Source organism: Streptomyces sp. Je 1-332, assembly GCF_040730185.1.
In the GTDB taxonomy this organism is placed as follows: Bacteria; Actinomycetota; Actinomycetes; order Streptomycetales; family Streptomycetaceae; genus Streptomyces.
Genome location: NZ_CP160402.1, coordinates 4,044,181 through 4,065,027 on the forward strand (window position 1 = coordinate 4,044,181; position 20,847 = coordinate 4,065,027).

At 69.4% G+C, this 20,847-nt stretch carries 17 protein-coding genes and 1 riboswitch; of the genes, 8 read left to right on the top strand and 9 right to left on the bottom strand.

Annotated features, from left to right (window positions below; translation table 11 throughout):
* Positions 1-69 precede the first annotated feature (69 nt).
* The 4 genes from cydD to hisC all read right to left on the bottom strand — a co-directional run bounded on the left by cydD (position 70) and on the right by hisC (position 7,555).
* Entirely contained in the window at positions 70-3,612 is a 3,543-nt protein-coding gene (cydD, locus tag ABXJ52_RS18285) for a thiol reductant ABC exporter subunit CydD (RefSeq protein WP_367043663.1), read from the bottom strand.
* Positions 3,613-3,667: 55 nt separating this feature from the next.
* Complete coding sequence (cydB, locus tag ABXJ52_RS18290; protein WP_367043664.1) at positions 3,668-4,672, bottom strand: cytochrome d ubiquinol oxidase subunit II; 1,005 nt, start codon at positions 4,670-4,672, stop codon at positions 3,668-3,670.
* Between the two features lie 14 nt (positions 4,673-4,686).
* The gene (locus ABXJ52_RS18295; RefSeq protein ID WP_367043665.1) at positions 4,687-6,225 is read right to left on the bottom strand and encodes a cytochrome ubiquinol oxidase subunit I; all 1,539 of its coding nucleotides are present in this window, start codon (positions 6,223-6,225) and stop codon (positions 4,687-4,689) included.
* Positions 6,226-6,475: 250 nt separating this feature from the next.
* Positions 6,476-7,555: a histidinol-phosphate transaminase gene (gene hisC, locus ABXJ52_RS18300; protein ID WP_367043666.1), complete on the bottom strand. Its 1,080-nt coding sequence runs from the start codon at positions 7,553-7,555 to the stop codon at positions 6,476-6,478.
* Positions 7,556-7,940: 385 nt separating this feature from the next.
* Here hisC and ABXJ52_RS18305 point away from each other — a divergent pair, with 385 nt between their 5' ends.
* The 3 genes from ABXJ52_RS18305 (at position 7,941) to ABXJ52_RS18315 (ending at position 11,547) form a co-directional block, all read left to right on the top strand.
* A complete protein-coding gene (locus ABXJ52_RS18305; protein WP_367043667.1) occupies positions 7,941-9,062 on the top strand; it encodes a LacI family DNA-binding transcriptional regulator in 1,122 nt (373 codons plus the stop codon).
* Positions 9,063-9,389: 327 nt separating this feature from the next.
* Complete coding sequence (locus ABXJ52_RS18310) at positions 9,390-10,493, top strand: metallophosphoesterase (protein WP_367043668.1); 1,104 nt, start codon at positions 9,390-9,392, stop codon at positions 10,491-10,493.
* Between the two features lie 181 nt (positions 10,494-10,674).
* The gene (locus ABXJ52_RS18315; RefSeq protein ID WP_367043669.1) at positions 10,675-11,547 is read left to right on the top strand and encodes a hypothetical protein; all 873 of its coding nucleotides are present in this window, start codon (positions 10,675-10,677) and stop codon (positions 11,545-11,547) included.
* Between the two features lie 59 nt (positions 11,548-11,606).
* On the opposite strand, the gene thiC is transcribed toward ABXJ52_RS18315, so the two are convergent.
* Positions 11,607-13,415 (bottom strand): phosphomethylpyrimidine synthase ThiC, encoded by a 1,809-nt coding sequence (thiC, locus tag ABXJ52_RS18320; RefSeq protein WP_367043670.1) that lies wholly within the window; start codon positions 13,413-13,415, stop codon positions 11,607-11,609.
* Positions 13,408-13,562, bottom strand: a riboswitch (TPP riboswitch). It overlaps the preceding gene by 8 nt.
* A gap of 71 nt (positions 13,563-13,633) precedes the next feature.
* On the opposite strand from thiC, the gene ABXJ52_RS18325 reads away from it, so the two are divergent.
* A complete protein-coding gene (locus ABXJ52_RS18325) occupies positions 13,634-15,049 on the top strand; it encodes a YibE/F family protein (protein ID WP_367043671.1) in 1,416 nt (471 codons plus the stop codon).
* A gap of 175 nt (positions 15,050-15,224) precedes the next feature.
* Here ABXJ52_RS18325 and ABXJ52_RS18330 read toward each other — a convergent pair whose 3' ends face one another.
* From ABXJ52_RS18330 to ABXJ52_RS18345, 4 genes are all read right to left on the bottom strand, one after another.
* Entirely contained in the window at positions 15,225-15,662 is a 438-nt protein-coding gene (locus ABXJ52_RS18330) for an SsgA family sporulation/cell division regulator (RefSeq protein WP_367043672.1), read from the bottom strand.
* A gap of 103 nt (positions 15,663-15,765) precedes the next feature.
* Positions 15,766-16,491: an IclR family transcriptional regulator C-terminal domain-containing protein gene (locus ABXJ52_RS18335; protein ID WP_367049117.1), complete on the bottom strand. Its 726-nt coding sequence runs from the start codon at positions 16,489-16,491 to the stop codon at positions 15,766-15,768.
* Between the two features lie 289 nt (positions 16,492-16,780).
* Positions 16,781-17,002 (bottom strand): DUF5326 family protein, encoded by a 222-nt coding sequence (locus ABXJ52_RS18340; RefSeq protein ID WP_367043673.1) that lies wholly within the window; start codon positions 17,000-17,002, stop codon positions 16,781-16,783.
* A gap of 209 nt (positions 17,003-17,211) precedes the next feature.
* Positions 17,212-17,529 (bottom strand): cupin domain-containing protein, encoded by a 318-nt coding sequence (locus ABXJ52_RS18345; protein WP_160506069.1) that lies wholly within the window; start codon positions 17,527-17,529, stop codon positions 17,212-17,214.
* Between the two features lie 71 nt (positions 17,530-17,600).
* Between ABXJ52_RS18345 and ABXJ52_RS18350 the strand changes: the two genes are divergently transcribed.
* The 4 genes from ABXJ52_RS18350 to ABXJ52_RS18365 all read left to right on the top strand — a co-directional run bounded on the left by ABXJ52_RS18350 (position 17,601) and on the right by ABXJ52_RS18365 (position 20,816).
* The gene (locus ABXJ52_RS18350) at positions 17,601-17,981 is read left to right on the top strand and encodes a phage holin family protein (protein ID WP_367043674.1); all 381 of its coding nucleotides are present in this window, start codon (positions 17,601-17,603) and stop codon (positions 17,979-17,981) included.
* A gap of 9 nt (positions 17,982-17,990) precedes the next feature.
* Positions 17,991-18,500: a low molecular weight protein-tyrosine-phosphatase gene (locus ABXJ52_RS18355; RefSeq protein ID WP_367043675.1), complete on the top strand. Its 510-nt coding sequence runs from the start codon at positions 17,991-17,993 to the stop codon at positions 18,498-18,500.
* Complete coding sequence (locus tag ABXJ52_RS18360; protein ID WP_367043676.1) at positions 18,497-19,684, top strand: cystathionine gamma-lyase; 1,188 nt, start codon at positions 18,497-18,499, stop codon at positions 19,682-19,684. The genes ABXJ52_RS18355 and ABXJ52_RS18360 overlap by 4 nt, the downstream gene beginning before the upstream one ends.
* Positions 19,685-19,910: 226 nt before the next feature.
* Positions 19,911-20,816 carry a LysR family transcriptional regulator gene (locus ABXJ52_RS18365; protein WP_367043677.1) on the top strand — a complete coding sequence of 302 codons (906 nt, stop codon included), beginning with the start codon at positions 19,911-19,913 and terminating at the stop codon, positions 20,814-20,816.
* Positions 20,817-20,847: the final 31 nt, after the last annotated feature.

Below are 20,847 nucleotides of genomic sequence, written 5' to 3' on the forward strand. Positions count from 1 at the left end.
AGAGTAGTTAGTCCTATTTGGCGAGGAAAGTCGGGGGCCTGTGGCGCCTGGCCCAGGGCCCCCGCGCTCCTACCCGGCGGCCGTCACCAGGAGGTCCGCCGCCCGCTCCCGTTCCCGCATGTTCCGCAGCGGCCCCTCCACCAGGACAAGCTCCGCGTACGTGCCGCGCTGCACCACCCGGCCCGCGTCCAGGACGATCACCTCGTCCACCGCGTCGAGCCCGGCGAGCCGGTGCGTGATGAGTAGCGTCGTACGGCCTTCGGTGGCGGCGAGGAGGTCGCCGGTGAGGGCGTCGGCGGTCGGCAGGTCGAGATGTTCGGCCGGCTCGTCCAGGACGAGGACGGGGAAGTCGGCGAGCAGCGCGCGGGCCAGGGCGATGCGCTGCCGCTGCCCTCCGGAGAGCCGGGCCCCGTGCTCACCGACCAGGGTGTCGAGCCCTTGGGGGAGCGAATCGGTCCACTCCCGCAGCCGGGCCCGCGCGAGGGCGTCACGCAGTTCGTCGTCACTGGCACCCTTGCGCGCGATGAGCAGGTTCTCGCGTACGGAGCTGTCGAAGATGTGCGCGTCCTGGGCGCAGAGCCCGACGAGTTCGCGCACGGTGTCGCCGTCCAGCGTGGCCGCGTCCGTGCCGCCCAGGCTGTACGTGCCTTCGCTCGCCCCCAGGAAGCGCAGCAGCACCTGGGCGAGCGTCGTCTTGCCGGAGCCCGAGGCCCCGACCACCGCGACACGCCGTCCGCGCTCCAGGGTCAGGTCGACGCCCGCGAGCGCGTCCCGGCCCTGCCCCTCGTACCGGGCGTGCAGCCCCTCGACCCGGAGCGGGAAGGGCGTCTGCGGGCGCTGTGCGGGCACGGCGGGCTCGGGTACGGGTTCGGGGGCGTCGAGGACCTCGTAGACCCGCTCGGCGCTCTTCCTGACGCGCTGGCGGTACTGCACGGCGAGCGGCAGGCCGAGGACCGCCTCGAAGGCGGCGAGCGGGGTGAGGACGACGACGGCGAGTGCCACGCCGCTGAGCCGGCCGTCGTGCAGCGCCTGTACGCCGACGAGAGCGGCGGCGGCCACGGTGAGGCCGGAGGCGAGCGCGCCCAGGCCGTCGCCGAGCGCGGTGGCCGTGGCGGTCCTGGACGCGATGCGGGTCAGCTCGGCATCGGCTTCCTTCGCCCTGGCCGTACGCCGGGTCAGCGCGCCCGCGACCGTCAACTCCGCGGTGCCGGTGAGCAGATCGGCCACGCGGGTGGCCAGCACCCCGCGGGCGGGGGCGAGCTTGCGCTCCGCCCGGCGGGCGACGGCTCCGGAGAGCAGCGGTACGCCCACGCCTGCGACGAGCAGGCCGACGGCGAGGACCGCGCCCGCCTCGGGCAGCAGCCAGGCGGTGAAGCCGACGGCTCCGGCGCCCACGACAGCGGCGGCCGACGCGGGCAGGAGCCAGCGCAGCCAGTAGTCCTGCAAGGCGTCCACGTCGGCGACCAGGCGGGAGAGGAGGTCACCGCGGCGCGTCTTCCTGAGCCCGGCGGGGGCGAGGCGCTCAAGGCGGCGATAGACGGCCACGCGCGTGTCGGCCAGCATCCGCAGGACCGCGTCGTGCGAGACGAGGCGCTCCGCGTAGCGGAAGACGGCGCGGCCCATGCCGAAGGCGCGGGTCGCCGTCACGGCGATCATCAGGTACATCACCGGCGGCTGCTCGGACGCCCGGCTGATCAGCCACCCCGAGGTGGCCATCAGCCCTACGGAGCTGCCGATCGCGAGGGCGCCGAGCAGCAGGGCGAGCGCGAGCTTGCCCTTGCGTGCCTGCGCGGCACCTCGCACCCGGGCAAGGACGTCACCCTTCGGGCGGGTCGTCTCGTGCCCGTCCACGCGGTCACCGGGCACGATCGCACCGCCGCGAGACTCATCGGCAACGGCAACGGCAACGGCTTCGGCAGCAGGCACCGCTGCCGTACCCGCGGGCTCCGGCACCTCTACGGCGCGCCCACGAAGCCGAAGTTCGTCGGCGTCCAGCCGCACGACCCGATCCGCGACCGCCAACAGAGCCGGCCGATGCACCACGAGGAGCACGGTCCGCCCCACGGCCAGCCGTCGCACCGCATCGACGACGCCCTCCTCGGTCCGGCCGTCCAGAGCCGCGGTCGGCTCGTCCAGCAGCACCACGGGGCGGTCGGCCAGGAACGCCCGCGCCAGAGCGAGCCGCTGCCGCTGCCCCGCCGAGAGCCCCGCCCCGTCCTCCCCGAGCAGCGTCTGCACACCAATCGGCAGCGCGGACACGAACTCCCAGGCCCCCGCCGCCTCCAACGCGTCCCGCACGGAAGCGTCGTCCGCGTCCGGCCGCGCGAGGCGTACGTTCTCCGCGATGGAACCGGCGTACAGGTGCGGCCGTTGCGGGACCCAGGCGATCCGCTCCCGCCACCGCTCCGGCGCGACCTCGGCCAGGTCGACGCCCCCGACGCACACCCGTCCCTCGGCAGGCTCGACGAACCCCAGGATCACGTCGAGCAGCGTCGACTTGCCCACCCCGCTGGGCCCGACCAGAGCCAAGGTCTCGCCGGGCTCCACCGCGAACGACACCCCGGAGACCGCGTCCGACGACCGCCCCGGATACCGGACCGTCACGCCCTCCACGCTCAACGTCCCCGAAGGCACCGCGGCCTCCCCGGCGGCCCGTACCGGAGTCTCCAGGACCTCGAAGATCTCCTCGGCGGCCGAGAGCCCCTCCGCCGCCGCGTGGTACTGCGCGCCGACCTGGCGCAGCGGCAGATAGGCCTCGGGCGCCAGGATCAGGATCACCAGGCCCACGTACAGGTCCATGTCGCCGTGGACGAGCCGCATGCCGATCGTCACCGCGACCAGCGCCACGGACAGCGTCGCGAGGAGTTCGAGGGCGAACGACGACAGGAAGGCGATGCGCAGCGTACGCATCGTCGCCTGCCGGTACTCGCCCGTGATCTGCCGGATCGACTCGGCCTGCGCCTTCGCGCGGCCGAACACCTTCAGCGTCGGCAGCCCCGCCACCACGTCCAGGAAGTGCCCCGACAGCCGGGAGAGGAGCCGCCACTGACGGTCCATCCGGTTCTGCGTCGCCATGCCGATCAGGATCATGAAGATCGGGATCAGCGGCAGCGTCACGACGATGATCGCCGCCGACACCCAGTCCTCGGTGACGATCCTCGCGAGCACCGCCACCGGGACGACCACCGCGAGCCCCAGCTGCGGCAGATAGCGCGAGAAGTAGTCGTCCAGGGCGTCCACGCCCCGCGTGGCCAGCGACACCAACGACCCGGTCCGCTGGCTGCTGAGCCAGCCGGGACCCAACTGCCCCGCCCGGTCGAGCAGCCGCCCCCGCAGCGCCGACTTCACCGCCGCGCTCGCCCGGTGGGCCGCCAGCTCGGTCAGCCAGGCGACAAGGCCTCGCCCCGCCGCGACGACCGCGAGCAGGACGAGCGGCGTCCACAGGTCACCGAGGCCGAATCCCCGCTGGAAGGCCCCGACCACGATCTCCGCGATGAGCATCGCCTGAGCGACGACAAGCCCCGCCCCGGCGACGCCGAGGACCACCACCGCGGCCAGGAAGAGCCGGATGGCACGGGCGTACCGCAGCAGACGCGGGTCGATTGGTTTCACGTGAAACACACCCTCCGAAGAGATCAGCGACCGAAGAGATCAGCGGGCGCAAAACTCAGTGCGCGGCATCCGCAATGTGCTGCGTCCCGATCCGCTTGCGGAACACCCAGTAGGTCCACGACTGGTAGAGCAGCACGATCGGCGTCGCGATGACCGCGCACCACGTCATGATCTTCAGGGTGTAGGGACTCGACGAGGCGTTGGTGACCGTGAGGCTCCACTCGGCGTTCAGCGACGACGGCATGACGTTCGGGAAGAGCGTCAGGAAGAGCATCGCGACGGCGGCCGCGATCGTGATGCCCGACAGCGCGAACGACCAGCCCTCGCGCCCCATCTTGATCGCCCCGATGGCGCCGACCAGCGCGACCACGGCCACGACCATCGCGACCAGGCTCTTGCCGTCGCCGTTGTCCGCCTGCGTCCAGAGCAGGAACCCGAGCGCCAGGACAGCAGTTACCAGGCCGAGCCCGAGCGCCAGCTTCCGCGCCCGCATCCGGATGTCCCCCACCGTCTTGAGCGAGGCGAAGACCGCGCCATGGAAGGTGAACAGCGTCAGGGTGACCAGGCCGCCCAGGATGCCGTACGGATTCAGCAGGTCCCAGAAGGTGCCCACGTACTCCTTGTGGGCGTCGATCTTCACGCCGCGCGTGATGTTGGCGAAGGCGACGCCCCACATCACCGCCGGGATCAGCGAGGTCCAGAAGATGGCCTGCTCCCAGTTGCGCTGCCACTTCTCCTCGGGTCGCTTCGCCCGGTACTCGAAGGCGACGCCGCGCACGATCAGGCAGAGCAGGATGATCAGGAGCGGCAGATAGAAGCCGGAGAAGAGCGTCGCGTACCACTCGGGGAAGGCGGCGAAGGTCGCGCCGCCGGCCGTGAGCAGCCACACCTCGTTGCCGTCCCAGACGGGACCGATGGTGTTGATGAGTACCCGCTTCTCGGTCCGGTCACGGGCGAGCAGCTTGGTGAGGATGCCGATCCCGAAGTCGAAGCCCTCCAGGAAGAAGTAGCCGATCCACAGGACTGCGATCAGCACGAACCAGACGTCGTGAAGTTCCATGTCGATCAACTCCCTCAGTACGAGAAGGCCATGGGCCGGTCGGCGTCGGCGTCGTCATCGGAACCCGACCCCGAGCTGGGGCCGCCGATCTTGGTGGGCGGGTTGAGGTCGGCCTCGGTGAGCTCGGGCGGGCCCGCCTTGATGTACTTGAGCAGCAGCTTCACCTCGATCACGGCGAGGATCGCGTAGATCCCGGTGAAGACGACCAGCGACGTGATCACCTCGCCCTGTGAGACCCCCGGCGAGACCGCGTCCTGGGTCTTCAGGACGCCGTAGACCACCCAGGGCTGTCGCCCGGTCTCGGTGAAGATCCAGCCCCAGGCGGTGCCGATGAGGGGGAAGATCAGCGTCCACTGCGAGAGCCGCCACCACCAGTTGCCGAGCTTCGGTGTCAGCTCCTTGTTCTTGGTGAGCATCAGCTTCGGGACGTCGTCCTCGCCCGTGCGGTGCTCCGGCGCGAGCCAGAACTTCTTCCGCGTGAGGTAGAGCCCGGCGGTGCACAGCGCCATCGAGACCCCGCCGAAGCCGATCATCCAGCGGTAGGACCAGTAGGCGGTGGGGATGTTGGGCCGGTAGTCACCGGGCCCGAACTTCTCCTGCGCCTCCTTGTTGAGGTCGTTGATGCCGGGGATCTCGGCGCTGAAGTTGTTCTTGGCGAGGAAGGACAGGACCCCGGGGACCTCGATGGCGACCTTGTTGTGGCCCTCGGCGACATCGCCGTACGCGAAGAGCGAGAACGGCGCCGGCTTCTCCGACTCCCACAGCGCCTCGGCCGCCGACATCTTCATCGGCTGCTGCTCGTACATGACCTTGCCGAGGGTGTCGGCGCTGACCACGGTGAGCAGCGTGCCGACGAACGCGGTGACCAGGCCGAGCCGCATCGACATCCGCATGGTGCGGATGTGCTGCTTCTTACGGAGGTGGAAGATCGCGATACCGGTCATGAAGGCGCCGCCGACCAGGATGGCCGCCGAGATGACGTGGAAGAAGTTGACCAGCGTCGTCTCCTGGAAGAGCACCTTCGAGAAGTCGGTGAGCTCCGCGCGCTTGGTGCCGTCCCGCTCCGCGATCTTGTAGCCGACCGGGTGCTGCATAAAGGCGTTGGCGGCGATGATGAAGTACGCCGACGCGATGGTCCCGGCGGAGACGATCCAGATCGTGGCGCAGTGCAGCTTCTTCGGGAGCTTGTCCCAGCCGAAGATCCACAGGCCGATGAAGGTCGACTCGAAGAAGAAGGCGATCAGGGCCTCGAAGGCGAGCGGCGCCCCGAAGACGTCACCGACGAAGCGCGAGTAGTCGGACCAGTTCATGCCGAACTGGAACTCCTGGACGATGCCGGTGACGACGCCCATCGCGATGTTGATCAGGAACAGCTTGCCCCAGAACTTGGTCGCCCTGAGGTAGTGCTCCTTGCCCGTGCGCACCCAAGCCGTCTCCAGGATCGCCGTGAGGGCGGCCAGCGAGATCGTCAGCGGGACGAACAGGAAGTGGTAGACGGTGGTGATGCCGAACTGCCATCGCGCCAGTGTCTCGGGCGCCAGAGCCAGGTCCACGTCGACTTCTCCTTACGGCCGTGCTCACATCGGCGATGTGCCCCTTTAATCCCTCTGATCTCGGGAGCAACCGGGATACGCTTGTGAACGCGTTCACATTCACAAGCAATTATGACGCACAGCTTGTCGGCCCGGGAAGGGGGGTCCCCCTTACTCGGAGAAACGCGGAGAAACGCGAGAAGGCCCCGGGAAACACACGCCCCGGGGCCTTCTCGTGCACAGTGCGCGGAGGCTACAGCCTGCGCGGAGGCTACAGCTCCTTGCGGAACGCCTCCGCAGCCTGCAGGAAGATGTCGTTGGCCTCGGTCTCACCGATCGTGGCCCGCATCCCCTCGCCCGCGAACGGCCGTACGACCACGCCGGCCTTCTCGCAGGCCGCCGCGAAGTCGGTCGTGTGCTCCCCGAGCCGCAGCCACACGAAGTTCGCCTGCGTCTCGGGCACCGTCCAGCCCTGCCCGCGCAGCGCGTCGACCACCCGCGTGCGCTCGGCGACCAGCGAGCCGACGCGGCCCATCAGCTCGTCCTCGGCCCGCAGCGAGGCCACCGCCGCGTCCTGCGCGAGCTGGCTCACCCCGAAGGGCACCGCCGTCTTGCGCAGGGCGGCCGCCACCGGCTCATGGGCGATCGCGAAGCCGACGCGCAGGCCCGCGAGGCCGTACGCCTTGGAGAACGTACGCAGCACGGCGACATTCGGACGCTCGCGGTAGATCTCCACGCCGTCCGGCACCTCGGGGTCCCGGATGAACTCGCGGTAGGCCTCGTCGAGCACCACCAGGACATCGCTCGGCACCCGGTCGAGGAACCGTTCCAGCTCGGCCCTACGCACCACGGTGCCGGTCGGGTTGTTCGGGTTGCAGACGAAGATCAGCCGCGTCCGGTCGGTGATGGCGTCGGCCATCGCGTCCAGGTCATGGACGTCTCCCGGCGTCAGCGGCACCTTCACCGACGTGGCGCCGCTCACCTGCGTGATGATCGGGTACGCCTCGAAGGACCGCCAGGCGTAGATGACCTCGTCCCCCGGGCCCGACGTGGCCTGGATGAGCTGCTGCGCGACACCGACGGAACCGGTGCCCGTCGCCACGTGCGACACCGGCACCCCGAAGCGGTCGGCGAGCTCGCTCATCAGCCCCGTGCACGCCATGTCGGGGTAGCGGTTGAACGCGCCCGCGGCGGCGAGCGCGCTCTCCATGACGCCCGGCAGCGGCGGGTAGGGGTTCTCGTTCGAGGACAGCTTGTAGGCCACCGGACCGTCTGCCGCGGCGGGCTTCCCCGGCTTGTACGTGGGGATACCCTCCAGCTCGGCACGCAGCCTCGGGCTCGTCTCGCTCACCGCAGTCCTCCTCTTGAACACCTGCACCCTGACTTCAATGCTCCTCACCTTAAGAGGATTCAGCTCTGCTGCGAATGGGTCAGGGGTATCCACTCGTATCCGCTCCCCTGGGCGCACAACGAGGGGGGAGCGCTCCCCCCTCTGGCGCGCGCCGGTGGCTCACTCCGTGGCGCGCATCACCCGTGAAGGTGAGTTGAGACCTCTTCGAGACATCGCTCATTTAGCAGGCCTGCATACGGCGACGAGGGACCGTCCACATCAGATCCCTTCAACTCCCTTGCATTCCAAGGTGGTTGACCCGTTTCCACCATGCAGAAACGTGCCTGTCAACGAGTGAATATGCGCCCGCCCTACCCACCCTCATGAGCCCTACTATCGGCTCGCCATGACAGCAGCAGGGAAACACCAGGTGAGCCGAGCGGAGACCGCCCGCCGGGGCAACCGGCAGAGCCGAGCGGGCATCAGAGACGTCGCCGCCGCCGCCGGTGTCTCCATCACGACTGTCTCCGACGCTCTCAACGGCAAGGGCCGGCTCCCGGACGCCACCCGACGCCACGTCCGCGAGGTCGCCGAACGGCTGGGCTATCGCCCCTCCGCGGCGGCCCGAACGCTCCGTACCGGCAAGTCGGGCCTCATCGGCCTGACCGTGACGACCTACGGGGATGAACCTTTCACCTTCACCGAATTCGCGTACTTCGCGGAGATGGCCAGAGCCGCGACCTCGGCCGCGCTGGCCCGCGGCTACGCCCTCGTCATCCTGCCCGCCACCTCCCGGCGCAGCCCGGTCGACGTGTGGTCGAACGTCGCGCTCGACGGCACCGTCGTCGTCGATCCGTCCGACCACGATCCCGTCGTCAGCGAACTCGTGCGCCAGGGCCTGCCCGTCGTGTCCGACGGGCGTCCCGCCGGGTCCCTCCCGGTCACCGCCTGGGTCGACAACGACCACGAGGCGGCGGTCCTGGAGATCCTCGATCACCTCGCGGCGGCCGGAGCCCGCCGGATCGGGCTGCTCACCGGGACCACCACGGACACGTACACGCATCTGTCCACGACCGCCTATCTGCGCTGGTGCGAGCGCGTCGGCCAGGACCCGGTCTACGAGTCCTACCCGGCCCACGACCCGTGTGCCGGCGCGGTCGCGGCCGACCGGCTGCTCGCCAGACCCGACCGGCCCGACGCCGTCTACGGCCTCTTCGACCCGAACGGCACCGATCTCCTCGCGGCCGCCCGCCGGTACGGCCTGCGCGTCCCGGACGACCTGCTGCTCGTGTGCTGCAGCGAGTCCACGGTCTACGCCACCACCGAACCGCCCATCACGACCCTCTCGCTCAAACCGCGGCGCATCGGCACGGCCGTGGTCCAGCTCCTCATCGACGCCATCGAAGGCCTGGATTCGGGCCGGCCCGTCGAGCAGGTGATACCGACGGAGCTGATCGTGCGCACCTCGTCCGAGCGACGCCCACCGCGCACGACGGTCAGCCCACCGCGCTCACCCGGAACGGGTTGAGCGGTCAGCCCATCCCGCTCGCCCGGAACAGGTTGAGTCGTCAGCCCATCCCGCTCACCCGGAACCGGTTGAGCGGGCTGGTCGGCGGGGAGAACCCCCGTCGACCGGTCGACAAGCGGCCGTCAACCAACACTGCCTGGCACATCCCGGCCGTGGCGTGGGGGGAAACCCCTACCCAATTCGGGAGAAAACCTCGGTGAACTGGGGTTCAGCACTGATTCACCACCCCTGGTGCACCACACAGCGCGAGCCGCATTCCTATGATGGGCGGACGACACCGCGGGCCGCTGCGACCAGGCAGTCCGATCTCGGTGCAGATGCGGCGCAATGGTGGTGGAGGGGTCGATGACTCAGGGGGCCGGTCAGGGACCCGATGTGCGGACGGCGACGTTGCGCGACTTCCGCGTTCCGGCGTACGTCCATGAGACCGGTCCGGTCCCGGGGGACCCGGCGGGCGTGGCGGTTCCCGGCGCCCCGGCGGAGGCCCCAGGGGCGCCGGACGACGGTTACACCCCCACCCAGCGCGACCTGCCCGTCATCAACCGCGGCGACACCGTGCAAGTGGAGGTGCAGGCCATGCCCGAGCCTCCGCAGGCGCCGGCGTCCGACGAACACGGCCCGCTGTTCGTGGTGGGCGATGTGCACGGCTATCTGGACGAGCTGCTCGCGGCGCTCCAGGCGCAGGGCCTCATCGACGCGGAGGGCGACTGGTCCGCGGGCAACGCGCGCCTGTGGTTCCTCGGCGACTTCACCGACCGCGGCCCGGACGGCATCGGCGTCATCGACCTCGTGATGCGCCTGTCCGCGCAGGCGGCCGCGGCGGGTGGCTACTGCAAGGCGCTGATGGGCAATCACGAGCTGCTGCTGCTCGGCGCGAAGCGGTTCGGCGACACCCCGGTCAACTCGGGCGCGGGAACGGCCACCTTCCAGGCCGCCTGGCTCCTGAACGGCGGCCAGAAGACCGACATGGAGCGCCTCGAGGACCACCATCTGCAGTGGATGGCCCGCCTCGACGCGATCGAGTCGGAGGACGGGCACCTACTGATGCACTCCGACACCACCGCCTATCTGGATTACGGCGACTCGATCGAAGCCGTGAACGACACGGTCCGCGAGACCCTCACGCGCAACGACGCCGACGAGTGCTGGGACCTCTTCCGCAAGTTCACCAAGCGCTTCGCCTTCCGCGACGAGTCGGGCCCCTCGGCCGTACGCGAACTCCTCGACATGTACGGCGGCCACCGCATCGTGCATGGCCACAGCCCCATCCCGTATCTGCTCGGTGACGTCGGCTCCGAGGATGACTCGGACGGCGGCGGTCCGGTCATCGAGGGACCGCACATCTACGCAGGCGGACTGGCCATCGCCATGGACGGCGGAGTGACCATGGCCGGAAAACTGCTGGTCTGCCAACTTCCCCTGGATAACTGAGCGTTCGCCGGGCAGGCGCACCTCTACAGGATCACGCTGGCCAGGGGGCCTATTTCTGGAAACCCCCTGTCACCGCGTGCCTCCACGGCTCTACCATCGGCTTATCCGTAGCAGGCTCCCCTCCGTTTCTGCCCGACGGCTCGCACCCATGCGAGCCCCAAGCCCTACGGAGCATCGGGGGATGCACATGAACAGCGCTCCACACCTGCTCAATGAGGACCGCCCCGAGTACGAGCGGATCCTCGATGAGGCGCTGCGCACGGCACCGAATCGTCCTGATCTCGCCGCAGTGGGCGAGCGGCTCAATCCCGAACAGCTGCGCACCATGGCCCTGAACGCCACTGCGCTGATCACCGCAGCCGCCACAACCGAGTACACGCACTATGTGAAGGTCCGCGAGGAACTGCGCGAAAGCGGATCTGCCGCACCATCGATCCGGGAGCGGAGCACCGAGGGCCCGGCGGAAGCCGGCTCCGGTGGCCTCGGTCTCGCCACCACGATGGGGGAGGTCACCGCCCAGGCTTCGGGTGCGGGGGCCATCGCCGTCGTCGCGGTGCTCGCACCGGTTCTCGCCGGGGCCGCCGCCGCGATCTTCCTGCTCGTCGGCTACATCCTGAAGATGCTCAACCCCGAGCCCGCCTTCGCGGACACCATGCTCACCGCGGGGTGGCTGTTCGGCGCGCTCACCGCAGGGGGCATCCTGATCGCCGCGATCGGCCTGCTCCTGACCGCCCTGCGCAACGGCGCCACGTCGCTCCAGGCCGGTTCGTACGGAGAACGGAACGAGGAGGTGGTCCGCGCCAGGGAAGCCTGGGGCGAGGCCCTCATGGAGCGCGGCGTCCTGCCGTTCCTGCGGGAGGCGCTCGCGGATCCGGCGGCGCACGCGGCGCGCACGACGTCGACGGATCCGGGCAGCCGCATGCCCCAACTCGGCTACAACCGGCCGGGATTCAGCAGCCCGGACGGCGGCCCGGCGGCGGGACCGCGCCCGAGCTTCTCGAGCCCGGACTTCTCAAGCCCGGAATTCGGCGGTCCCGACCACAAGCCGGAGTAGTACGCGACGCTGCTTCGGGCGGGCGCGGTGCCCGCCCGAAGCGCGGCGCGAACCGTGCCTCAGTCGGCGATGGGCAGATACACCCGGTTTCCTGCTGCCGCGAACTCCTTGGACTTCTGGTCCATGCCCGCCGCGATCTCCTCCTGCGTGCCGCCGTGCTCACGCCGGATGTCGTGCGAGATCTTCATCGAGCAGAACTTCGGCCCGCACATCGAGCAGAAGTGCGCCGTCTTCGCGGGCTCCGCCGGCAGCGTCTCGTCGTGGAACTCCCGTGCCGTGACCGGGTCGAGGGCCAGGTTGAACTGGTCCTCCCAGCGGAACTCGAAGCGGGCGTCCGAGAGCGCGTCGTCCCAGTCCTGCGCGCCCGGGTGCCCCTTGGCGAGGTCCGCCGCATGGGCCGCGATCTTGTACGTGATGACGCCGGTCTTCACGTCGTCGCGGTTGGGCAGGCCCAGGTGCTCCTTGGGCGTGACGTAGCAGAGCATCGCCGTGCCCCACCAGCCGATCATCGCGGCGCCGATGCCGGAGGTGATGTGGTCGTACGCGGGCGCGATGTCGGTGGTCAGCGGGCCCAGCGTGTAGAACGGCGCCTCTTCGCAGATCTCCTGCTGGAGGTCGATGTTCTCCTTGATCTTGTGCATCGGGACGTGACCGGGGCCCTCGATCATCGTCTGTACGTGATGACGCTTGGCGATCGTGTTGAGTTCCCCGAGGGTGCCCAACTCGGCGAACTGCGCCTCGTCGTTGGCGTCCGCGATCGACCCTGGGCGCAGGCCGTCGCCGAGCGAGTACGTCACGTCGTACGACGCGAGGATCTCGCAGAGCTCCTCGAAGTTCTCGTAGAGGAAGCTCTCCTTGTGGTGCGCGAGACACCAGGCCGCCATGATCGAGCCGCCGCGCGAGACGATGCCGGTCTTGCGATTGGCGGTCAGCGGGACGTACGGAAGGCGCACGCCCGCGTGCACCGTCATGTAGTCCACGCCCTGTTCGGCCTGCTCGATGACCGTGTCCTTGTAGATCTCCCAGGTCAGCGCCTCGGCCTGGCCGTCGACCTTCTCCAGGGCCTGGTAGAGCGGCACGGTGCCGATCGGCACGGGGGAGTTGCGCAGGACCCATTCGCGGGTGGTGTGGATGTTGCGCCCGGTGGACAGGTCCATGACCGTGTCGGCGCCCCACTTGGTCGCCCAGGTCATCTTGTCCACCTCCTCCTCGATGGAGGAGGTGACCGCGGAGTTGCCGATGTTGGCGTTGACCTTCACCAGGAACTTCTTGCCGATGATCATCGGCTCGATCTCCGGGTGGTTGACGTTGGCGGGGATCACCGCGCGGCCCGCGGCGACCTCCGCGCGCACGACCTCGGGGTCGAGGTTCTCGCGGATCCCGATGAACTCCATCTCGGGTGTGATCTCGCCACGGCGGGCATACGCGAGCTGCGTCACCGCCTGGCCGCCGCGGCCCCGGCGGGGCTGGCGCGGGCGGCCGGGGAAGACCGCGTCGAGGTTCTTCAGGCCTCCGCGCGGCGAGGTGTGCTTGATCCCGTCGTCCTCGGGGCGGGGCGGGCGGCCCACGTACTCCTCGGTGTCGCCGCGGGCGATGATCCAGTTCTCGCGCAGCGGCGCGAGGCCCCTGCGGACGTCGGTGTCGATGGACTCGTCGGTGTAAGGACCCGAAGTGTCGTACAGGGTCACGGCCTTGCCGTTGGTGAGGTGCACCTGGCGGACCGGCACCCGCAGGTCGGGGCGCGAACCCTCGACATACGCCTTGTGCCAGCCGATGGACTTCCCGGCCTCGTCGCTCTGGTTCCGCGCGTTCTGCGTGTTCTGCGCGTTCTGCGTCGAGGCAGGCGTGCGTGCGTCCGATGTGGTCATGAGACCTACTCCCTACGCCGGCATTACCCGGTAACAGGTTCGGCGGTCGACGCAGCGGATTCCGTACTGTTCGTGCACTCTTGTGCCGATTCGTACGGAGGTCAGCGCCCTCTCAGCCCGGTGCTCCGAGCTCCCGCGATTGCAAAGGTGGCTCCACGCTAGCGTCATGTCGGGCGCGCTGAACAGAGGGCCCTCTCCGTTCTTGCGATGATCGGGCAGTGACCTCGACACAGCCGCCGTCCCAGCCGCCCGTCCCGAACGTGCCTCCGGACCCGCATGGGCACTCCCACAGCCACGGTCCGGCCGCGCCCGTCTCCAAGCATCTGCGCAAGGTCATCGCCGCCGTGCTGATCCCTTTCGCGACGGCGGTGGTCGTGGGCCTCGTGGTGCTCTGGCCCGGTGGCGCGCCGGGCCACGAACGCACCGGAGTCGGCTTCGACCGGCAGACCCAGTCGGCGGACGTGACGAAGGTGCAGGAGCTCCCCTGCAAGGACGTGAACGCCTCGCAGACCCCGCCCAACGGCGACACCTCCACCGCCGAGGGGCAGTCCGCCCAGTCTCGCGCGGAGGGCATCTGCAAGAAGGCCACGATCGAGGTGACCAGCGGCAAGGACAAGGGCCGCACCTTCACCGAGATCGTCCAGCCGGACTCACCGCGGCAGTTGCGCCAGGGCCAGGAGGTGGTGGTCGCCTATGAGCCGACGGCTCCCGAGGCGCTCCAGTACTCGGTCACCGACGTGAACCGCAAGCTCCCCATGGCGCTGCTCGCCGGGATCTTCGCGCTCGCCGTCGTCGTGGTGGGGCGGTTGCGCGGTGTCATGGCCCTGGTCGCCCTGGCGTTGAGCTTCCTCGTCCTGACGTTCTTCATCCTGCCCGCGATCCTGCAGGGCTCGAACCCGCTGGTCGTGGCGGTGATCGGGGCCAGCGCCATCATGTTGATCGCGCTCTATCTGTGTCACGGCCTGACGGCGCGAACATCGGTCGCGGTCCTCGGCACGCTGATCTCGCTGCTCCTCATCGGCCTCCTCGGCTCGCTCTTCATCGGCTGGGCCTCGCTGACCGGCAACACGGACGACAACACCGGCCTGATCCACGGTCTGTACCCGTCCATCGACATGAGCGGCCTGCTGCTCGCCGGCGTCATCATCGGCTCGCTCGGCGTGCTCGACGATGTGACGGTGACGCAGACGTCCGCAGTCTGGGAACTGCATCAGGCCAACCCCACCATGGGTTGGCGCGGTCTGTACGGCGCGGCCATCCGCATCGGCCGCGACCACATCGCCTCGGTCGTCAACACCCTCGTCCTGGCCTACGCGGGCGCCGCGCTGCCCCTCCTTCTGCTCTTCTCGATCGCCCAGAGCAGCGTGGGCACGGTGGCCAACAGCGAGCTGGTCGCCGAGGAGATCGTCCGCACTCTGGTCGGCTCGATCGGCCTGGTCGCCTCGGTGCCGGTGACGACCGCGCTCGCGGCCCTGGTGGTCTCGGCCGACCGCTCGTCTCCCGCGGGCCGGGCGGTGACTGCGGGCAGGATGGGGGCTGCGGACCGGACGGCAAGCGCGGGCGGACCCGGGAGCGGTGCCACCCCCGCCGCCAAGCAGGGCCGCGGCGGAAAGGGCCGCCGCCGCAAAGCCTGAGAGCCGGCGGCCGATGCGGAGGGCGGCGGCGTAAGACCCGGGCAAGCAGACGCGGAGGGCGGCGGCGCAGAGCCTGAGCGGCCGATGCGGAGGGCGCCGCCGCAAAGCCTGAGCGGCCGATGCCACGAAATGCAGCAATCTGCCGTACGGCTGGGCCTCTTGGCTGTCGGAGGCTTCAGCCCGCGCTCTGCTCCTCGGCGAGGATCCGGTCAAGCGCTTCGTCCAAGTGCGTCTCGAAGTCGGCGAGTGCCCGCTCCTGCCCCAGCGGCACCAGCTTGTCCGTACGGTCCAGGAAGGCGAGCAGCGGCGGGATCCCCACCCGGAACAGCGCGTGGTCCGGGCCGACCTGAAGCCGGATGAGCACCTCGTCCAACAGCTCGGGATCGGTGGGAGCGATGTGCACATCCCCGTCACCGCACGCACCGCCCACCCCGTCGACCAGCAGCTCGCGCCCGAAGGCCCAGGTCACAGGGGCGTCGCCGGGAAGGTGGAAGGTCAGCCGGACGGCGTAGGGATCGCCGGTTTCATAACGCAGCTCCACCGGGATGCGAAACGACAACTCCTCGGAAACGAGGAAGCTCATCATGACCTCTGCCTGGACCGACTCGCGCATCGCCCGCCTACCCCGTCGCTAAAGCTCGACTGGCCAGGAACCAACTCCCTGACACCCTTGGCATCTTGCTTAACGTACACATCAGATCACAAGGAGTGAGTTTTCAGATGCTGATAGAGAAAGCAAGTGTCCCTAGTAGCTTTCCGATCTCGTCCTGCAACCGCTCCGCCGCAGGCAGCAGGCGGTCCGACTGATAGGCGGGAACGGAAATCGCCATCGTGGCCGCCGTGTTGCCCGCAGTGATCGGAATCGCGGCGCAGACCGTTCCCAATGCGTACTCCTGCCGCTCCACCACAGGCTTCATCCGGCCCATGCCGTCGAGGCGGCGGATGAAACTCCGGTCGTCGCGGACCGAGTACCGAGTGATCGACTGCACCGGATAGCGGGAGAGATGATCTTGCCGCTGTTCATCGTCGAGTTGGGCGAGCAGACATTGCCCGATCGCATGGGCGTGGCCCGTCTCGCGGAAGTCCGCCCACTCCTCCACCGCTGGATTGCCCGGCGTGTCCGCGACGGCCACGACCTCGATCTCGCCCTCGCGGTAGACGGCGAAGTACACCGGTGCGCCGATGGCGTCGCGCCAGTGCTCCAGGGCCTCGTCGATCATGCCGCGACGATTCTGCTGCGCCCCGCTGGCGCTCAGCCGCTCGGCCTCCTCACCGAGCACGAACACGCCCTTCTCCCGGCGCAGATAACCCTCGTGGGTCAACGTACGCAACAGGTGATACGCCGTGGGCAGTGCGAGCCCGGCCTCCCGGGCCAACTGCTTGGCGGGCGCTCCCTCCTGATGCGCGGCGGCGGCCTCCAGCAGGCGCATCGCCCGCTGCACCGAGCCAATGAGCGTCGGCGCGGCGGCAGTTGCAGCGGAGACGGCCGGCGACGCCTCGTACGGAGGATCGTTGGACGAGATGTCGGCGGGTGTGGCGTCAACCGTGGCCAAGGTTCACTCCCGAAAACGCGTGGGGGTTCCGCCCGTGCCCCGGGATACACGGGTGGGAGCGCAGTGCGCCCGTACGCGGGGCTCACCCCACGTCGGTTTTCGGACTCTAACCGTTGGCCGTCGGCCTAAGGCGTCGCGCCAGGAAACTTCCCCCACCCGAGCGAACTGTTGCGAGAAGTCACCAATCGCTGCGCGAAGAGGTCGAGCCGGATATGAACTTCCGTACGACGTAGATGAGTCCACCCACCAAGGCGACGAAAATCAGTGCCTTGAACAGGAGGCCGACCACGAATCCCACAACGCTCGCTATCAAACCGCCGAACACGACCAGGGCGACGACCGGCACCGCGATCCACTTCACCCACCACGGCAATCCCGAGAAGATCTCCTGCGCTGCCATCGTCCTTACCTCTCTCCGCATCCGTCCTACTTCTTGCATTCGATGCTAGGGCGGCGGAGGGCCCGACGGGGGCCTCGCATCCCTTGTCCTCCCCTGATCCGTCCCCTAGGGAACCCCGAGGTCGGAGCCCCGAGAAGTCAGCCCAGGGGCGTAGCGGACCAGCCCTCCAAGAGGGCCGAGTTCTTCGACGGAGCCCGGCAGCGCGGGGCTCAGCCCTCCGGCGGCGAGAAGACGACGAGCACCCGCAGGTCCTCGCTGATGTGGTGGAACTTGTGGGCCACCCCGGCCGGCACGTACACCACGCTGCCGCGCGCGACTTGGGTGGTTTCCATGCCGACGGTGATCGACGCCCGGCCGCTGACGATCATGTACACCTCGTCCTGCTGGTGAGGCTGTTGCGGATCGGACTCCCCGGCATCGAGCGCGTACAACCCGACCGACATGTTCCGCTCGCGCAGAAACTGCAGATACGCACCGTCGTTCGCGGCCCGCTCGGTCTCCAGTTCGTCCAGCCGGAATGCCTTCATCGTCCTCGTACGCCCCTTGCCTCAGGCAGCGGTCCGACCGCTCTGGCCGTCCGTCTGCAACGATCAGACACATGAAGAATTTCGTAGTCAAGACGATCGCCAACGCGGCGGCCCTGGCCGTCGCCGTGTGGCTCCTCGACAAGATCACGCTGACCGGCGACAACACGGGCAAGAAGACGCTCACGCTGATCGTCGTCGCGCTGCTCTTCGGCTTGGTGAACTTCCTGGTCAAGCCGGTCGTGAAGGTACTCACCTTCCCGCTGTTCATCCTGACCCTCGGCCTGATCACGCTGGTGGTCAACGCCCTGATGCTGCTGCTCACGTCGTGGCTGGCCGACAAGCTCGACGTGAGTTTCCACGTCGAGGGGTTCTGGACCGCCGTCCTGGGCGGCCTGATCATCTCGATCGTGTCCTGGGCGATGAACGTCATCCTGCCCGACGACAAGGACTGAGCCTTCCCCATGGCCCTCCCCACCGCCTTCTCCGTGTGCTTCGTCTGCACCGGCAACATCTGCCGGTCCCCGATGGCCGCGTCCGTCTTCCGCGCCCGGGTCGACGAGGCCGGACTCGGCGGCCTCGTCCGCGTGGACAGCGCGGGCACCGACGGCTGGCACGAAGGGGACGGCGCCGATCCGCGCACCGTCTCCGTCCTGGAGGCAGCCGGTTACGAGAGCGGTCATGTGGCGCGCCGTTTCCAGGTCTCCTGGTTCTCCCGGCTCGACCTGGTGATCGCCCTGGATTCCGGGCACCACCGCACCCTGCGCCGCCTCGCGCCCACCCCGGACGACGCGGACAAGGTACGGCTGCTGCGCTCGTATGACCCCGTGGCCGTGAGCCTCGGCGACCTGGACGTCCCCGACCCGTACTACGGGGACGACGAGGGGTTCGACGCGTGCCTGAGAATGGTGGAGGCGGCGAGCGACGGTCTGCTCGGCGCCGTACGCGAAGCAAGGGAAGGGCGGGCGGCATGACGGACTCCGCAGCGATAGCCGCAGGTAGCGGCGCAGGCACCGGGATGGGCGACGGCACGAGAGCGGTGCGGGCCGGGCTGCCCGAGCCGGTGAAGCACGAGCCGACCCTGCCGGGCCCGGTGTTCGCCGCGCACTTCCACCTGCCGGGCGATCCCACAGGCCCGTACACCTACGGGCGGGACTCCAACCCGACGTGGACGCTTCTCGAACAGGCCATCGGCGAGCTCGAGGCACCGGAAGCGGCCGGTGACGCGGCCGCCGCTACGGACGTCGAGACCCTGGTCTTCGCCTCCGGCATGGCCGCGATCTCGGCGGTGCTCTTCTCGCAGTTGCGCGCCGGTGACGCGGTGGTCCTGCCGGACGACGGTTATCAGGCGCTGCCGCTGGTCAGGGAGCAGCTCACCGCGTACGGCATCGAGGTGCGCACCGCCCCGACCGGCGGCGACGCCCAGCTCGACGTCCTGGACGGCGCCAAGCTGCTGTGGATCGAGACACCGTCGAACCCGGGCCTCGACGTGTGCGACGTGCGGCGCCTCGCCGACGCTGCACACGCGCGTGGAGCCCTCGTCGCGGTCGACAACACCCTGGCCACGCCGCTCGGCCAGCGCCCCCTCGAACTCGGCGCGGACTTCTCCGTGGCCAGCGGCACCAAGATGCTCACCGGCCACGGCGACATCCTCCTCGGTTACATCGCCTGCCGCGACGCCGAGTTGACCGACTCCGTGCGGCGCTGGCGCAAGATCGTCGGGGCCATCCCGGGGCCGATGGAGGCCTGGCTCGCGCATCGCTCGCTCGCCACGCTCCAACTGCGCGCCGAGCGCCAGAACGCCAACGCCCTGGCCCTGGCCGAGGCGCTGCGCGCCCGCGGCGAGGTGACCGGGCTCCGCTATCCGGGGCTGTCCGACGACCCGTCGTACAAGATCGCCTCACAGCAGATGCGGCGCTTCGGATGCGTCGTCTCCTTCACGCTGCCCTCACGCGTGCGCGCCGACCGTTTCCTCGACGCCCTGCGTCTGGTGGACGACGCGACGAGCTTCGGCGGCGTGCGTTCCACCGCCGAGCGGCGTGGCCGCTGGGGTGGGGACGCCGTCGCGGAGGGCTTCATCCGGCTTTCCGCCGGGTCCGAGGACCCGGACGACCTGGTCGCGGACGTGCTGCGCGCGCTGGACGAGTCGGCGTCGTAACGGCGCCGCGTGCGTGCGGACCGCTCCCGGCTAGTACCGCGCTACGCACAACGAACGGTCCGAGCCTCCCCCCTCGTGGCTCGGACCGTTCCGGTTCTGCGCGCGAAGAACCGCGCGCACAAGGCTAGTTGACTCTGTGTCAGTGTCCAATCACAGTAGCGACAGAGACCTATCGACATATTTATAGTTGGGCGCGGCCCCAGGGCCGGGAGGGGAGGGCACCGCCGTGGATCTGGCCCTGCTGCGCACGTTTGTGACCGTGCATCGGGCCGGTTCCTTCACGCGTGCGGCAGCCCTGCTCGGCCTCTCCCAGCCCGCCGTCACCTCACAGATACGGACCCTCGAGCGGCAGCTCGGCCGCCCCTTGTTCCTGCGCCAGGCGCGCGGCGTGACCCCCACGACCATGGGGGACGAGCTCGCCCACAAGGCCGCGCCGCATCTCGACGCCCTGGTGGAGATCGCCGAGACGGGGCTCGAAGAGGACTCTTCGGTACGCACGCTCCACCTTGCGGGGCCACCGGAATTCACCGCGGCCCGCGCATTGCCCGCTCTCACCACGCTGACCGGGCAGGACGGGCAGAGCTTCGCGCTGCGCGCCTCGTTCGGCAACGCGGAGGAGGTGCTCGAAGGCCTCTCCGCCGGGCACCACGACCTGGCCATCACCACCGCAAGGCCCCGGGGCGCGCTGCTCACCGCGAAGCCCCTCTGCGACGAGGAGCACGTCCTGGTCGCCAGTCCGCGCTGGGCGGCCCACATCGGCCCCGGCAAGCTGCGCCGCAAGGGCGCGTCCGTCCTGGAGAGTCTGCCCGTGGTGGAGGTGCACGAGTCGCTGCCGCTGGTTGCCCGGTACTGGGCCGCTGTCTTCGACGCCCGTCCGGCCGCATCCGGCGCCGTCATTGTGCCGGACCTGCGGGCGGTGCTCGCCTGTGTCGCCGCCGGGGCGGGGCTCGCCGTGCTGCCGCGCTACCTCTGTGCGCCCGCCTTGAAGAGTGGCGAGGTCGTGGCCCTGCTGGACCCGGCGGTGCCGCCTCTGCGCACCTATTTCCTCGTCGTACGCACCGGCACGCTCGCGATGCCGCACATCGCGCGAGCGCACGAGTGGCTGCTGCATGCTGCCGCTGACTGGGCTTGAGCGGTACTCCGGCTCATTCGCGATGTTTCAC